13 protein-coding genes and 1 pseudogene are annotated in these 16,520 nt (G+C 28.7%); 1 reads left to right on the top strand and 13 read right to left on the bottom strand.

Annotation, left to right across the window (positions count from 1 at the left end):
• From KYD98_RS17105 to gpmI, 8 genes and pseudogenes are all read right to left on the bottom strand, one after another.
• Window positions 1-95, bottom strand: a pseudogene (locus KYD98_RS17105) (sulfide/dihydroorotate dehydrogenase-like FAD/NAD-binding protein); the annotation flags it as partial.
• Between the two features lie 343 nt (window positions 96-438).
• Complete coding sequence (gene smpB / locus KYD98_RS17110) at window positions 439-909, bottom strand: SsrA-binding protein SmpB (RefSeq protein ID WP_219781268.1); 471 nt, start codon at window positions 907-909, stop codon at window positions 439-441.
• Window positions 910-1,043: 134 nt separating this feature from the next.
• Window positions 1,044-3,260: a ribonuclease R gene (rnr, locus tag KYD98_RS17115; protein ID WP_219781269.1), complete on the bottom strand. Its 2,217-nt coding sequence runs from the start codon at window positions 3,258-3,260 to the stop codon at window positions 1,044-1,046.
• A gap of 963 nt (window positions 3,261-4,223) precedes the next feature.
• Window positions 4,224-6,251: a sodium-translocating pyrophosphatase gene (locus KYD98_RS17120; RefSeq protein WP_219781270.1), complete on the bottom strand. Its 2,028-nt coding sequence runs from the start codon at window positions 6,249-6,251 to the stop codon at window positions 4,224-4,226.
• Window positions 6,252-6,624: 373 nt separating this feature from the next.
• On the bottom strand, window positions 6,625-6,858 hold the full coding sequence (gene secG / locus KYD98_RS17125) for a preprotein translocase subunit SecG (protein WP_219781271.1): 234 nt from the start codon (window positions 6,856-6,858) through the stop codon (window positions 6,625-6,627).
• 211 nt (window positions 6,859-7,069) lie between these two features.
• Complete coding sequence (gene eno / locus KYD98_RS17130) at window positions 7,070-8,365, bottom strand: phosphopyruvate hydratase (protein WP_219781272.1); 1,296 nt, start codon at window positions 8,363-8,365, stop codon at window positions 7,070-7,072.
• A gap of 235 nt (window positions 8,366-8,600) precedes the next feature.
• Window positions 8,601-9,185, bottom strand: a complete 585-nt coding sequence (locus KYD98_RS17135) for a protein kinase (RefSeq protein WP_219781273.1) — start codon at window positions 9,183-9,185, stop codon at window positions 8,601-8,603.
• A gap of 346 nt (window positions 9,186-9,531) precedes the next feature.
• Complete coding sequence (gene gpmI / locus KYD98_RS17140) at window positions 9,532-11,070, bottom strand: 2,3-bisphosphoglycerate-independent phosphoglycerate mutase (protein WP_219781274.1); 1,539 nt, start codon at window positions 11,068-11,070, stop codon at window positions 9,532-9,534.
• A gap of 37 nt (window positions 11,071-11,107) precedes the next feature.
• On the opposite strand from gpmI, the gene KYD98_RS18570 reads away from it, so the two are divergent.
• Window positions 11,108-11,185, top strand: coding sequence for a hypothetical protein (locus tag KYD98_RS18570; RefSeq protein WP_506256455.1), 78 nt, complete (start codon window positions 11,108-11,110; stop codon window positions 11,183-11,185).
• Between the two features lie 166 nt (window positions 11,186-11,351).
• Here the strand turns inward: KYD98_RS18570 and KYD98_RS17145 are convergent, their stop codons facing one another.
• The 5 genes from KYD98_RS17145 to KYD98_RS17165 all read right to left on the bottom strand — a co-directional run bounded on the left by KYD98_RS17145 (window position 11,352) and on the right by KYD98_RS17165 (window position 16,477).
• Window positions 11,352-11,981 (bottom strand): HD-GYP domain-containing protein, encoded by a 630-nt coding sequence (locus KYD98_RS17145; RefSeq protein ID WP_219781275.1) that lies wholly within the window; start codon window positions 11,979-11,981, stop codon window positions 11,352-11,354.
• Window positions 11,982-12,174: 193 nt separating this feature from the next.
• The gene (gene tpiA, locus KYD98_RS17150; protein ID WP_219781276.1) at window positions 12,175-12,921 is read right to left on the bottom strand and encodes a triose-phosphate isomerase; all 747 of its coding nucleotides are present in this window, start codon (window positions 12,919-12,921) and stop codon (window positions 12,175-12,177) included.
• Between the two features lie 148 nt (window positions 12,922-13,069).
• Window positions 13,070-14,245, bottom strand: coding sequence for a phosphoglycerate kinase (locus KYD98_RS17155; protein WP_219781277.1), 1,176 nt, complete (start codon window positions 14,243-14,245; stop codon window positions 13,070-13,072).
• A 116-nt stretch (window positions 14,246-14,361) separates the two neighbouring features.
• Entirely contained in the window at window positions 14,362-15,378 is a 1,017-nt protein-coding gene (gene gap, locus KYD98_RS17160; RefSeq protein ID WP_219781278.1) for a type I glyceraldehyde-3-phosphate dehydrogenase, read from the bottom strand.
• A gap of 67 nt (window positions 15,379-15,445) precedes the next feature.
• The gene (locus KYD98_RS17165; RefSeq protein WP_219781279.1) at window positions 15,446-16,477 is read right to left on the bottom strand and encodes a sugar-binding transcriptional regulator; all 1,032 of its coding nucleotides are present in this window, start codon (window positions 16,475-16,477) and stop codon (window positions 15,446-15,448) included.
• Window positions 16,478-16,520 lie beyond the last annotated feature (43 nt).

Genomic DNA, 16,520 nt, shown 5'->3' on the forward strand with positions numbered 1-16,520 from the left:
TGACCAGGCTGTGCTGATTTTGCAACTCTTGGAGCTTCTATATCCATTAAATATATATTGTTTGTAAGCTCTCTTTTACTAACTATCTTATACATCTCATGTCCCCCTATTAAAGATTTTATATATTACTTATAAATATACACTATTATAATAGAATTTTAAAATAAATTTTTGATTTTTAGCAAATTTAAAGATTATCTTTTTAAATCCAATATATTAATAATTTCTACATAATCATTAATATATATTTTCTAATTAATTTAATACATTTATAATTTTTTATTTGATTTTAGATCTTTCTATGTAAAAGTCAATTATATAACAGAATAAATCATTCACTATTTTGTGTTCTTCTAAGTATTATATTGTATATTAAATAATTAATATATCATTTCTGTAAAAAAGACTGTTTTAAAATTTAAAACAGTCTTAGCTTAATTAATATTTATTTCTTTGCTTTAGTTCTCTTTGCATTTCTCTATTATGAGCCTTTTCAAGCATAGAATCTCTTTTGTCATAATTCTTTTTACCTCTACATACACCAAGTGCTACCTTTACTCTTCCATTTTTTAAATAAAGAGATAATGGTATTAATGTATATCCAGCCTGAGATACCATTCCTGAAAGTTTAGAAATCTGTTCTTTATGCAGTAATAGTTTTCTTTCTCTTAAAGGTTCTACATTAAATATATTTCCTTGCTCATATGGACTTATATGCATATTTATTATGAAAATTTCACCGTTTCTAAAATCTGCATAACATTCTTTAAGATTGGCTCTCCCATTTCTAATAGACTTAACTTCTGTTCCTACTAACGCAAGACCCGCTTCCATAGTCTCTTCTACAAAATAATCATGCCTAGCTTTTCTATTTTCCGCTAATGAATTTGAACTTTTTTTTCTTACCATTAAAACCCACCTACTAATAATAGCCAATTTACTTATATAAACTATATAATAATCTAATTTACTTATAAACTGAACTAACTTTTCTTATATAAAATTATAATATAATTAATATTTTTAATCAATCAGTATATATTCTATCTATCTATTATTAGTTCTTCTTCCGAAGATAATAATAACTCTTCATTATTGTTATTGTCTTCTTGACTATCTTCTTGAACTTCTTCCTCATCATTTTTACGACTTATAATATTAAAATAAACTTCTCTATTAGGTATATCTACCTTAACACATTTTACTTTTAATTCATCACCAAGTTTATAAGTTTTCTTTGTTTTTTCACCAATTAAAGTAAGATGTGCTTCATCAAATATATAATAATCATCATCTAAATCAGTCATGTGTACTAGTCCCTCAATTGTATTAGGTAATTCAACAAATATCCCAAAAGAAGTAACTGAAGATACAATTCCTTCAAATTCTTCTCCTATTCTATCTTGCATATATTCAGCTTTCTTTAAATCATCAACTTCTCTTTCAGCTTCTTGAGCTACTCTTTCTCTTTCTGATGATTGCTTCGCTGCAAAATCAACTATTGATATTAATTTATTCGCTCTTGTTCCATCAATTTCTCCATTAAGATGTTCTTTTATTATTCTGTGAATTTGTAAATCTGGATATCTTCTTATTGGAGATGTAAAGTGACAATAATATTGAGCTGCTAATCCAAAATGTCCTATACATTCTGGTGCATATCTAGCTTGCATCATAGATCTTAATAGTAAAGTACTTACAACTGTTTCTTCTTTTTTATCCTTAACTTTTTCTAAAACCTCTTGCAACGCTCTTGGTCTTATTTCTTCTTTCCAATGAATAGTGTATCCTAAATTGTAGATAAATTCTTTAAACTTAGCTAATTTTTCTTCATCTGGATTTTCATGAATTCTATATACAAAAGGTAATTTAGTCCAGAACATATGCTCAGCTACAGTTTCATTACAAACTAACATAAATTCCTCTATAATTCTATTAGCTATTTCACGCTCATAAGGCTTAATATCTATTGGCTTTCCCATTTCATTTAATATTATCTTTGATTCTTCTATTTCAAAATCTATAGCACCTCTTTTAGTTCTTTTATTTCTTAATATACTACAAAGTTCTTCCATAGTTTTAAAATCTTCATAAAGATAATCATATCTCTGTATAAGTTCTTCATCATTATCTCTTAATATTTTAGTAACATCAGTATAAGTCATTCTCTCATTAGTTTTTATAACTGATTCCATTATTTCATGGTCTAAAACTTTTCCCTTATGGTCAATAATCATAAAACAACTTAAAGCTAATCTATCTACTTGAGGATTTAAAGAACATATTCCATTAGATAACTTTTTAGGTAACATAGGAATAACTCTATCAATTAAATATACTGAAGTCGCTCTCTTTAATGCCTCTTTATCTAAAGGATTATTTTCCTTAACATAATTAGTTACATCTGCAATATGAACTCCTAGTTTAAAATTACCATCTTCAAGCTTTTCTATAGATACCGCATCATCTAAATCCTTAGCATCTTCACCATCTATAGTCACCATTTTAATATTTCTTAAATCAACTCTTCTCTTATATTCCTCTTCACTAATTGTTTCTGGAATCTGTTCTGCAAATTTTAATACTTTTTTACTAAACTCTTCAGGCAATCCAAATTTTCTAATGATAGTTACTATATCTAATCCCTTATCACCTTTTTTACCTAATACTTCTTTTATAACGCCCTCTGGACTTTTTCTTTTATCTGGCCATTTTGTTATTTCAACTATAACAACATCACCCTCTGTAGCTCCATTTCTATCTTTTTTAGAAATAAATATATCTTGAGTAATTCTTGTATCTTCTGAAACTACAAAGCCAAAATTTTTACTATCTTGATATATACCTATTACTTTAGTTGTATTTCTTTCTAAAATTTTGACTACTTCGCCTTCTCTTTTTTTACCACTTAAATCGTCTCTTGTTATTTGTACCTGTATCTTGTCTCCATTTATAGCTCCATTCATACATGAGCTTGGAATAAATACATCTTTTTCTCCTTCTATATCTGGAATTAAAAATCCAAATCCTTTTGCATGAGCTTGAAGTTTGCCTGTAAGTAATCCTACTCTTCCGGGAACAATATATTTATTATTTTTATTCCTTACAACTAATCCTTCATCTTCCATAGTTTTTAAGGTCTTTTTAAAAGCACCATATTCATGTGATTTTATATCAAAAACAATAGCTAATTCTTCAATAGTCATTGGATTATAAGCAGGTTCTTTCATAAAACTTATTAATGTTTCTTTTATTGTCATACTATTTTTCCTCCTGTTATCTACGATGATAGCAAATTTTTCTATAATCTTAACTATATACTACCATATTAACGCTTCTTAATATATATTTTATATAACTATATATAGTATTGACATATAAAATTCTTTTTATTTAAACTTATTTTTATCTTATTGTTTAACTTATCTATAATCTACATCTTTTGTATAAGTTATTCTCAATATTTTACTTTAAAAACCTAAAAAATACCTGATTTAGTCCAGGTATTTTAGATTTTAATTATTTATTTTAAAACATAATAAGAGCACAGAAACAACCTACCTAGCACCAATACAAATAACTTATTATCTAATTAGAATCTTTCGACTTTAAATAAACAAATCACTACTTATAAAGATGTTTCGTTCGACCATAAAAAATATCTACACAACTATATATAACCTCACGGCTATGTATAATCATTTCAACACTAGATATAATCTTCGCTTGACCTTATATGATAAGTTGGAACCTACATATAATAAATGTAAAAACATCGACTATATTAAAGCTTTTCCTAACCATATAAAATCGCCCTCTAATTTAAGCTAAATTACATTAGTAAATTAATTTAAATCTTTGGCTAACCTAATATATTCAATAAAGAATATATTAAGTATTGGCTCGGTTGTTTTGTACTCTATGCTATTATAATAACCAATATAATTTTTTATATGCATACATATTTATAAAAAGTCAAATTTATTATATATATAGCTATACGCCAAGATAACTACAAAAATCATCTACTAAATATAATAGATTTCTCCAAATAAATACTTTTTATTATTGTTCTTTTTGAATTAATTTTCCGTCAATATATAAATTTCAAATATGAGGCCAGTTATACAAAAAAATTATTTTTTTGTATAACTAGCCTAAAGAATAAAAAAAAGATTTCAAAATTTATATATAAAATCTTGAAATCTTTTATATTTTAATTACTATTTTATAAGATACTGAATTAATACTCCACCGTACTTAGCAATAACTGGTGCAAATACTACAGATACTATTGTCATAAGCTTTATTAATATATTCATAGATGGACCTGATGTATCTTTAAATGGATCACCTACAGTATCACCTACAACTCCTGCTTTATGTGCAACACTACCTTTTCCACCATTTATTCCAGTTTCTATATATTTTTTAGCATTATCCCAAGCACCACCTGAATTAGACATCATAATTGCAAGCATAACACCTGTAACTACTCCTCCTCCAATTAATCCTCCTAATGCTTCTGTTCCTAATAACATTCCTACTATTAATGGAACTGCTATAGCTAATATTCCTGGTAAGATCATTTCTTTTAATGCTGCATGTGTTGATATCTCTACACATTTTGAATAGTCTGGTTTTTCAGTTCCTTTTAATATTCCTTCTTTTTCTCTAAATTGTCTTCTTACTTCTTCAACCATTTCAGTAGCAGCTTTTCCTACTGATTGCATTGTTAATGCTGCAAAAAGGAAAGGTAACATTCCTCCAATTAATACTCCTACCAAAGTTAAAGGATCAAGTAAATTTATTGTTTGTAAATTTACTGTTTGAGAATATGATGCGAAAAGTGCTAAAGCTGTAAGTGCTGCTGAACCTATAGCAAAGCCTTTACCTATAGCAGCTGTGGTATTTCCAACTGAATCTAATTTATCAGTTATTTCTCTAATGTTCTTGTCTAATTCACACATTTCAGCTATTCCACCTGCATTATCTGATATAGGACCATAAGCATCAACCGCTATTGTTATAGCTGTTGTTGAAAGCATACCAACTGCTGATAAAGCTATACCATATAATCCTAATGAAGTATTACTACCTCCACCTATTGCAAAAAATGATATTATTATTCCAATAACTATCAATAATATCGGTATAACTGTAGACTTCATTCCAACTGATAAACCTGCGATAATATTTGTTGCTGGTCCTGTTTTAGATTCATTTGCTATAAACTTAACAGGCTTATAATCTGCTGATGTATAATACTCTGTAACTTTTCCTATAATTAAACCAACAATTAATCCAGCTATTACAGGTAAAAATAATTCATAAGATCCCATTAGCATATTACATACTATAAACCCAACTACTAATACTATAACTCCAGAAATTGTACTACCTAAATTCAAAGCCTTTTGTGGATTATCTCCTTTATATGCTTTTACAAATATAATTCCTATCAATGATGCTAAGATTCCTATTGAAGAAAGAACTAAAGGAAATATTACAATATTTATTCCCCATTCTCCTACTAATACAGAACCTAAAGTAATTGCGGATATAATTGAACCTACATATGACTCAAATAAATCTGCTCCCATCCCAGCAACATCACCAACATTATCACCAACATTATCAGCTATAACTGCTGGATTTCTAGGATCGTCTTCTGGTATTCCAGCTTCTACTTTTCCTACTAAATCTGCTCCTACATCAGCTGCTTTTGTATAAATTCCTCCACCTACTCTTGCAAATAATGCAATTGAAGATGCTCCAAGTCCAAACCCAGTAATATATTCTGCATTTAAATCAAATATAATTGAAAAAAACCCCAACCCTATTATACCTAAACCAACTACACATAATCCCATAACTGTACCACCTGAAAACGCAACTGCCAACGCTTCTCTTATTCCATGTTTAGCAGCTTCTGTTGTTCTTACATTTGATTTTACAGCTATTCTCATTCCAATATAACCTGCTACAATAGAAAATAACGCACCCACTACAAATGCTACTGCTGTTTTAAAATTTAAAAACATTATTATAGCTAGCGCAATTACAATGATAAATACAACTAAATAAGAATATTCTTTTTTTAGAAATGCCATTGCTCCTTCTTCTATATACCCTGAAATTTCAATCATTTTCTCATTACCTGTATCTTTTTTTAAAATACCTTTAACCAGAAAAATGACTACAATAAGAGCAAGAAAACCACTTATCATTGAAAAATATAATAAATTCATACCTATCACCCCTTTTAATATTATTGGTTTTGGTATAAAGATTAGGCAAATATAAGTTAAATTCAACTTACAATTTATAAACACTATAGATTATTTTACACTTTATCTATAGTTCAATTTTATTCCAATTTTGTATATTTTAAGTATATAAGTTATCATTATATTTATCAAGTAAATATATCTTATTTCTTTGTAATTTTTAATATAAATTCTAGATATTTTAACGTTTTATAATTTTTCAGAAAATAAAAAAATCGCCAATGCGACTGTGAAAATTTCAATTTTTTAATCATATAGGTTTTAGAATATATGGAAAAATATCACATAAAAAAATAAATAAAAGAGCTACTTAAATTATAAGCAGCCAAAAATTTTATTTTATGAAATTTAGTACTAATGTATTAAGTGCAAATAATCCTGTAAATATCCAAGTTAATCTTACAAGCATTACTTCTTTAGTTCTTGCTTTATTTTTTGAAAAGAATGTATCTTTTGTACCACCTTGTATTAACCCACTTAAAGCATCAGCCTTACTAGGTTGCATAAAAATAGTTACAGTTATTAAGACTCCTAATAATACTTCTAAACCCATTAATATATTTTGCATAGGTAAACACCTCCTATAATTAACTAATTATAAATAACATATATTCTAAATTGTAGCATAACTTTTATATCATTACAACTTTTCACTAATATAAAATAACTGTTATTCTCAATAAACTGTATATTTAAAAATATAAATAGCTATATCAATTTAGAATTTAATTCTATTTAGATATAGCTATTTTTTTTACTATTATTTATAATTTTTAATATTATTTTTTAATATTAAAAAATGCTTTTTTACCTCTATATTCTGCTACATCTGCTAATCCTTCTTCTATTCTTAAAAGTTGATTATACTTTGCAACTCTTTCAGATCTTGCAGGTGCACCTGTCTTTATTTGTCCAGCGTTAACAGCTACAACTAAATCAGCTATAGTTGTATCTTCAGTTTCTCCTGATCTATGAGAAATAACAGCTGTATATCCTGCTCTATTAGCCATTTCTATAGCATTTAAAGTTTCTGTTAAAGTACCAATTTGATTTAATTTAATAAGGATTGAGTTAGCTGCCCCCATTTCAATACCTTTTTCTAATCTTTCAGTATTAGTAACAAATAAATCGTCTCCTACTAATTGTACCTTCTTTCCTAATCTTTCAGTAATTAGTTTCCAACCTTCCCAGTCTTCTTCTGCCATACCATCTTCAATTGAAATTATAGGATATTTATTTACCCAATCTTCAAAGAAATCTACCATTTCAGATGGTGTTAATGTCCTTCCTTCATTTTCTAATACATACTTACCATCTTTGTAATATTCAGATGAAGCAGCATCTATAGCTATAAACATATCTTCACCTGCTTTATATCCTGCTTTAGTTATCGCTTCTATAATTATGTCAATTGCTTCTGCATTTGATTTTAAATTTGGAGCAAATCCCCCTTCATCTCCAAGACCTGTTGCATACCCTTTATCATTAAGAAGTTTTTTTAATGTATGATAAACTTCTGCACACATTCTTAGCGCTTCTGTAAAGCAACATGCACCTACTGGCATAATCATAAATTCTTGTAAATCTACTGAGTTATCAGCATGTGATCCACCATTGATTATATTCATCATAGGTACTGGTAAAACTTTAGAGTTTACTCCACCAACATATTTATATAATGGCATTTGTAATGCATTTGCTGCAGCATTTGCAACTGCTAAAGATACTCCTAAGATCGCATTTGCACCTAATTTACCTTTATTATTAGTTCCATCTAATTCAATTAACATTTTATCTATATATGTTTGATCAAATACATTACATCCAATCAATTCTTCAGCGATTGTTTCATTTACATTTTGTACTGCCTTTAAAACACCTTTTCCTAAATATTTATCTTTATCTCCATCTCTTAATTCTACTGCCTCATACATTCCTGTTGAAGCCCCTGATGGTACAGCTGCTCTTCCCATATTACCATCTTCCAAGTAAACTTCTACCTCTACTGTTGGAAAACATCTAGAATCTAATATTTGCCTTGCAACAACATCCACAATTTCTAAGTAATCTTTCATTTAATAACCTCCTTAAATATATGCAAAATCCATTTGATAATGCTTATCAATATCATTTTAGTATATAAAGTGTAAAAAGAAAAGACTTTTTTTCATTTCCTTTAATATTATTCGTAAACTATATTTTTAATATTCATAAAATAATTATTTTTTCATTCAATTTTATCTAATATAATAAAAGCTATCTCAAAACATTTTATGTATTGAGATAGCTAATTAACGTCTATAATAATTTTTATATTTGATTATTAAAATATTTTTCAAATTTAGTACTCCATTGTTTAGCTTTCTTTTCATCAATGTCACTTATTCCATCAAGAAACTCTTCTAAAAATCCAATTCTATTCAATCCCTTCATTAAATGTCTTGGATAATCTACTTTTCTAGAATAAGCTTTTTTAGGATCTATTATCATAAGTCTTTCATTTTCTGAAACAAATATATCCTTACATCTTGTATCTAATTTAGTAAATTTAAGTTTTTTAAACTCTAGTAGCAATTTATATATATTCTTAATTAATTTTTTACTTAGTCCATGTTCTTTTATATAATGATCTAAACGTTCTCCATCTACCATATCTCTAACTACATAGAATTTTCCTCTCTTATATAACCTAGGAAAATATTTTGATCCATTAGTTCTGTGAAGTATACCTCCTTCATCATTACATACCTTTTGAGTTAAAAATATTTTAATAACCTTATTACCTGGAAGTTGATATACTATTCCATTATTTCCTTGACCAAGATATTTTCCTTCTCTAAATAGTTTTTCCGTCTTCTCGTCAAAATCAGCAGAATAATCAAAATTTCTTTTCATTTCATCAACCCTAAACCTTTTTTTATAAATATATTACTAAAGATTTTAATTTATGACGAACTAATATACTTATTCTCTATCAAGCTTTATGAATTTTGTTCCTTGAAAATATAAAATGCCTATATCATCTTGGCATAGTATTGCTTATTAATAACATTAGAACTTATATAAAAAAAAATTTATGATATATACTTATAAACAAATATTGTTAATTAAATATTTAATGTTATATAAAAAGTATAAATGTAATAACTTAATTAGAATATCTAAGAAGGTCTAGCATAATATATATTCTACTTATGCTAGACCTTCTTTCATATCTCTAAATATTTAATTTTTAATAATATTATTTACTTACTACTAAATTTTCTCCTGTCATTTCAGCTGGTACTTCAAGACCTAATTGATTTAACATTGTTGGAGCTATATCAGCAAGTTTACCATCTTTCAAAATTTTTCCTTCTGCATGGTTTGATACCCAAACAAATGGTACTGGTTCTGTAGTATGAGCTGTAAATGGATTTCCTGTTGAGAAATCTATCATAGTTTCAGCATTACCATGATCTGCAGTAATAAATACACATCCATCCTTTTGTAATACTTTATCTACAACTTTTCCTAAGCATTCATCAACTGATTCAATTGCTTTAACTGCTGCAGGTATTACTCCAGTATGTCCAACCATATCTGGGTTTGCAAAGTTTAAGATTATCATATCATATTTATCTGAATCTAATCTGTTTATTAATTCATCTGTTACTTCATATGCACTCATTTCTGGTTTTAAATCATAAGTCGCAACTTTTGGTGAAGGAATTAAAGCTCTATCTTCACCTTCATTTTCTTTTTCAACTCCGCCGTTGAAGAAGAATGTAACGTGAGCATACTTTTCTGTTTCAGCTATTCTTAATTGATTTAATCCCTTGCTACTTACGTATTCACCAAGAGTATTAGTTAATGTTTGTGGCTTGTAAGCAACTTCAACACCTTCTAATGTTTTATCATATTGAGTCATTGTTATGAAAGTAAGATTTAAAGCTTCTCTCTTAAATCCTTGAAATACTTTATCATTAATAGCTCTAGTAATTTCTCTAGCTCTATCTGGTCTAAAGTTAAAGAATATAACAGAATCATTATTCTTTATTGTACTAACAGGTGCTCCATTTTCAGTTACTACTGTTGGTAATACAAACTCATCAGTTTTGTTATCATGATAAGAATTATCTATAGCTTCTATAGCACTATTAGCAGTTTCACCTTTACCTAATACTAATGCGTTATAAGCAAGTTCAACTCTTTCCCATCTATTATCTCTATCCATAGCATAGTATCTACCACTTACAGTAGCTATTTTACCTACACCTATTTCATCCATCATTTTTTCAGTTTTTTCTATAAATTCTTTACCTGATGATGGTGCAACATCTCTTCCATCCATAAATGCATGAACATATACATTTTGAATTCCTTGTTTTTTAGCAAGTTCTAAAAGACCTTTTAAATGATCAATATGTGAATGGACCCCACCATCTGATAATAATCCCATTAAGTGTAATGAAGAATTATTATTTTTAACATTAGTAATTCCTTTATTTAAAGCTTCATTTTCAAAGAAATCTCCATCTGAAATAGCCTTAGTTATTCTTGTTAATTCTTGGTATACAATTCTACCAGCACCAATATTTAAATGACCTACTTCTGAATTTCCCATTTGTCCTTGTGGTAATCCAACCGCCATACCACTCGCTTGTAATTTTGATGTTGGATAATTTGCTACTAATCTATCAAAATTTGGTTTTTTAGCTAAACTTACCGCATTTCCTTCTGATTTTGGTGCAATACCGAAACCATCTAATATCATTAACATAACAGGTTTTTTTGACATCTTCCTATCCCTCCAAATTTATTGCTAATATCATAATATACTATTATCATCTTTATTTTCTATCTTTTTAACCACTATAATTATATTATTTTTTTATACTTATTGCAACTTATAACATCACCATTCTACAAAAGTTACTACGGAAATCTCTTCTAAAAATTCTATCAAATTACCATTTTACAAAATGTACTAAGGAAAAGCATTCTTATACATAATATTTTGATAAGTAATATTTTATATTCTTTATATTAATTAACAAACTTTATTGGAATTTATATATTCTAATTTTTTACTTTAGTTTTACAATTATTTTTTTGTTTGTAGTACTCTGTTACAATTTCATACCAGTGTTCAATTATACAATCAACAACTTTAGGATCATACATTATTCCTTTATTTTTTAGAATCTCATTAAAACATTCTTCATCACTAATTAATTTTCTATAAGGCCTATCACTTTTCATAGCATCTATCGAATCACATACAGCTATAACTCTAGCCCCCATTGGAATTTCTTCTGCCTTTAAACCTAAAGGGTATCCAGTACCGTCCCATCTTTCATGATGATGTAAAACTATATGAGATATTTCTTTTAAACTATTTGCTTTACTAAGAATATTATATCCTATTTGACAATGTTCTTTCATAGCCTTCCATTCTTCAGAATTTAATTTTCCATTTTTGTTTAAAATATTATCTGAAACTCCTATTTTTCCGATATCATGTAAATGTGCTGCAATGTGAAACATATCCACTTCTTGACTCTCTAATTTTAATGCCTTACACAGTTTATAAGTCATATCACTTACTCTTGTTGAATGACCAGAAGTATAAAAATCCCTTGCTTCTAATGCTGCAACCATACTATCTATGATATCATGGTACATTATCTCATTGTTTACTTCTAACATAACTCCCCCCCTATTTTATTTCCTTTATATAATACCTTTATTGATAATGAATTTCAATAATTTCATAATACCTATATTTTAAAACAGTGTTGATGTTTTAATTTAAAATAAACTAAAATATCAACATTCATTTAAAATATAGAATATATAATAAAAAGGCCATGAACTTATTAAGTTCATGGCCTTTTTATTATTAGTAGTTAACTATTGCAGAGAAATCAGCTGCTACTAAACTAGCTCCACCAACTAATGCTCCATCTATATCAGACATTTTCATTTGAGCTTCTATTGTATTTGGTTTAACTGATCCACCGTATTGAATTCTTACTTTATCAGCAACTTCAGTTCCATACATTTCAGCAACCATAGCTCTTACAGCTTTAATTGTTTCATTTGCTTGCTCATCAGTAGCAGTTTTACCTGTTCCGATTGCCCAAATTGGCTCATAAGCAATAACAAGTCTTTCTACTTGTTCATTAGTTAATCCAGCTATATCAACTTTGATTTGAGCTTCAAGAACTTTATTAGTAGTTCCATTTTCTCTTTGTTCTAAAGTTTCTCCACAACAAAGAATTGGAGTAATATTATGAGCAAATGCTGCTTTAACTTTCTTGTTTAATGCTTCATCAGTTTCATTGAAGTATTCTCTTCTTTCGCTATGTCCTAAAACAACATATTCAATTCCCATAGCTTCTAACATTCCTGGAGCAACTTCTCCTGTGAAAGCTCCACTTTCTTCAAAGTGCATATTTTGTGCTGCAACTTTTACGTTTGATCCAGCTACTGCCTTTTTAACAGCATCTAAACATACAAAAGTTGGACATATAACTACATCACAAGTTGCATCCTTAACTAATGGTTTTAATTCTTCTACCATTTTTACTGCTTCTTCAACAGTTTTATTCATTTTCCAGTTTCCAGCAATAATTGCTTTTCTCATTCCTCTTCACCTCATATTAAAATTTAAATAATAAATAAAGATACAAAATCTTTATTATCTATATTTCTACATTATTTTATATTTCTACATTAAAAGATAAAACTCCTTTAAAAGTTTTATCTTTAATAATTATCTATTTTTTACATAATTAGTCGTTTAATGCAGCAATTCCTGGTAATACTTTACCTTCTAAGAATTCAAGTGATGCTCCACCACCAGTTGAGATATGAGTCATCTTATCTCCAAATCCTAATATATTAACAGCAGCTGCTGAATCTCCACCACCGATTATAGTAGTTGCATTTGAATCAGCCATTGCTTTAGCTACTGCAATTGTTCCTTTATTGAAGTTTTCAAATTCGAATACTCCCATTGGTCCATTCCAAATTACAGTCTTAGCATCTTTAACTGCATCAGCGTATAATTTTTCAGACTTTGGTCCAATATCTAATCCCATATTTCCTACTGGAATATTTTCATTTTCTGTAACTGTAGCTTCTACATCTTTGAATTCAGCAGCAACTCTATGGTCTACTGGTAATAAGAATTTAACACCTTTTTCTTCTGCTTTAGCAATCATTTCTTTAGCATAGTCAAGTCTATCTTCTTCAACTAATGAAGTTCCGATTTCATATCCTTGAGCTTTTAAGAATGTATAAGCCATTCCACCACCAATTATGATTGTATTAACTTTATCTAAAAGATTGTTTATAACAGCAATTTTATCTGAAACTTTAGCTCCACCTAAAATAGCAACGAATGGTCTTTCTGGAGTTTCAACTGCATTTCCTAAGAATTTTAATTCTTTTTGGATTAAGTATCCACATACAGCTGTATCAATATAATCAGTTACTCCAACAGTTGAGCAGTGAGCTCTATGAGCTGTACCAAATGCATCGTTAACAAATACTTCAGCTAAAGAAGCTAATTCTTTTGAGAATTCAGCTACATTCTTAGTTTCTTCTTTTCTGCATCTTGTATTTTCTAATAATACAACATCTCCGTCTTTCATTTCAGCAACTGCTTTTTTAGCGTTTTCTCCAACAACTTCTTCATCTCTTGCGAAAACAACTTCTTTATTTAACATTTCGCTTAATCTTTTAGCTACTGGTGCTAATGATTTTGAAGCGTCTTTTCCTAAGTGTGAGCAAAGTATAACTTTTGCACCTTTTTCAATTAAGTAATTAATTGTTGGAAGTGCTCCATTTAATCTATTTTCATCAGTTATAACACCATCTTTTAATGGTACATTAAAGTCACATCTAACTAAAACTTTTTTTCCTTTTACTTCGATATCTTCAATTGTTTTTTTATTAAAATTCATTTTTTTCACCTCTAATTATTAAACTTTTAAATATTTTAAAATAGTCTGGCCTTATAGCCTTATACTACAAAACCAGACTTATTTATAACTTTTAATTACTTTTTCTAAAACTTAAATTATTTTAAGAAATTAGAGAAGTATTTGATTGTTCTAACCATTTGGCTAGTGTATGAATTTTCATTATCATACCATGAAACAACTTGAACTTGGTATGTGTCTTCATCAACTTTAGCTACCATAGTTTGAGTTGCATCAAATAATGAACCGAATCTGATTCCTACGATATCAGAAGATACTAATTCTTCTTCAGTGTATCCGAATGATTCGTTAGAAGCAGCTTTCATAGCAGCATTTACTTTTTCAACTGTAAGATCTTTTGCTTTAACTGCAGCAACTAAGATTGTAGTTGAACCAGTTGGAACTGGAACTCTTTGTGCAGAACCGATTAATTTACCGTTTAATTCTGGGATAACTAATCCAATAGCTTTAGCAGCACCAGTTGAGTTAGGAACTATATTTACAGCAGCAGCTCTTGCTCTTCTGAAATCTCCTTTTCTGTGTGGTCCGTCTAATACCATTTGATCTCCAGTGTAAGCATGGATAGTTGACATTATACCAGATTGAATTGGTGCTAAGTCATTAAGTGCTTTAGCCATTGGAGCTAAACAGTTAGTTGTACAAGATGCTGCAGATATTATGTGATCTTCAGCAGTTAAGATATCTTGGTTAACGTTGAATACAACTGTTGGAAGGTCGTTTCCAGCTGGAGCTGATATAACAACTTTCTTAGCACCTGCATTGATATGAGCTTGAGATTTAGCTTTTGATACATAGAATCCAGTACATTCAAGTACTACGTCTACTCCTAATTCTCCCCAAGGAAGTTTTGAAGCATCAGCTTCAGCGTAGATTTTGATTTCTTTTCCATTAACAACCATAGCATTTTCTTTAACTTCTACAGTTCCTTCATATCTACCTTGTGATGAATCATATTTTAATAAGTGAGCTAACATTTTAGGATCTGTTAAGTCGTTGATTGCAACCACTTCATATCCTTCCGCTCCAAACATTTGTCTAAATGCAAGACGTCCAATACGTCCAAAACCATTAATTGCTACTTTTACATTTGCCATTAAAATTACCTCCTAAGTAATGCTTTTTTATAAAAATAAATTTTACAAACTAATTTAATAACTGAAATTATTGATTTAGTGTTTCTAGTATTTTTTTACTTGTTTCTTCATCGGTAACCAAAATACCATTAACATCATTAAATTCAGTTGCTATAATTGACTCTATTTTATTTTTTCCACCAGCAACTGCAATATGTGTTTTAATCTTTCTAGCTTCATTAATTTTAATCCCAATAGTGGTAGTTTCTGACACTATTTCAGAATTTTTATTAAAATAACAACCAAACGCTTCCCCTACTGCTCCATTATGAATCAGATTTTCAATCACATCATCTGAAGCATCTCTTTTTTTAGCCATTTGCACAGCATTACCAATACCATACATTAATACATCTGCTTTATGTATAGTATCTATTACTGATTTTATTTCTTTTTCTTTAAGTAAAGTATGTAATACATCTAAACTCAAATTTTCTGAAATATGAAGCATTCTATAGCTACCATTTAATTTCTTAGCTAATAAAGCTGCTAAAGTATTTGCCTGGGTCTCAACATTTTTACCCATACCACCTCTTGCAGGTACTACTTGAATATTGGATAAATAATTTATTTTAGGGAATTCTTCTACGACTTCTTTTAATGTACTTCCACCTGTTAATGCTATTATAGAACCATCAACTAATATGTCTTTTACATAATTCGCACAAGCCTTACCTAAATCCTTCAAAATCGAAGGATTATTTTCTAAATCTCCTGGAACTATAATTACTTTTTTTAAATTAAGTGATTTTCTTAATTCCTCTTCGATTTCTGAAAGCCCCTTTATTTCATGAATGAAATCTTTTAATTGCTCAATTATCTTTTTGCCTTCTTCAGTCACTGTCATTCCTGGAGTATTTATTTCAATCAACCTTTGAGAATTTAAAAAATTCACTTCGGTTCTAATAATACGTTCCCCTGTATTTAATAAGCTTGCAAGAACTCTTCTACCAATCGGTTGATTATAGTATATAGTTCTGAGTACGTTATATCTTTTTTCTAATGTCTCTACAAGCTCAGGAACTATTTTTTTCTGCAACTCTAATATTTCTTGCAACATAAACACTCCTTTGGTCTCTATGCGTCCCATGCAATTACATCAT

It is taken from the genome of Clostridium weizhouense (assembly GCF_019431045.1).
Lineage (GTDB): Bacteria > Bacillota > Clostridia > Clostridiales > Clostridiaceae > Clostridium > Clostridium weizhouense.

Bases quoted from the DNA above. Each gene is read 5' to 3' on its own strand.
- secG (WP_219781271.1), bottom strand. From the start codon at position 6,858: ATGCAAAATATATTAATGGGTTTAGAAGTATTATTAGGAGTCTTAATA.
- gpmI (WP_219781274.1), bottom strand. From the start codon at position 11,070: ATGTCAAAAAAACCTGTTATGTTAATGATATTAGATGGTTTCGGTATT.
- KYD98_RS17120 (WP_219781270.1), bottom strand. From the start codon at position 6,251: ATGAATTTATTATATTTTTCAATGATAAGTGGTTTTCTTGCTCTTATT.
- eno (WP_219781272.1), bottom strand. From the start codon at position 8,365: ATGAAAGATTACTTAGAAATTGTGGATGTTGTTGCAAGGCAAATATTA.
- KYD98_RS17165 (WP_219781279.1), bottom strand. From the start codon at position 16,477: ATGTTGCAAGAAATATTAGAGTTGCAGAAAAAAATAGTTCCTGAGCTT.
- rnr (WP_219781269.1), bottom strand. From the start codon at position 3,260: ATGACAATAAAAGAAACATTAATAAGTTTTATGAAAGAACCTGCTTAT.
- tpiA (WP_219781276.1), bottom strand. From the start codon at position 12,921: ATGAGAAAAGCAATTATTGCTGGAAACTGGAAAATGAATAAAACTGTT.
- smpB (WP_219781268.1), bottom strand. From the start codon at position 909: ATGGTAAGAAAAAAAAGTTCAAATTCATTAGCGGAAAATAGAAAAGCT.
- KYD98_RS17145 (WP_219781275.1), bottom strand. From the start codon at position 11,981: ATGTTAGAAGTAAACAATGAGATAATGTACCATGATATCATAGATAGT.
- KYD98_RS17155 (WP_219781277.1), bottom strand. From the start codon at position 14,245: ATGAATTTTAATAAAAAAACAATTGAAGATATCGAAGTAAAAGGAAAA.
- KYD98_RS17135 (WP_219781273.1), bottom strand. From the start codon at position 9,185: ATGAAAAGAAATTTTGATTATTCTGCTGATTTTGACGAGAAGACGGAA.
- gap (WP_219781278.1), bottom strand. From the start codon at position 15,378: ATGGCAAATGTAAAAGTAGCAATTAATGGTTTTGGACGTATTGGACGT.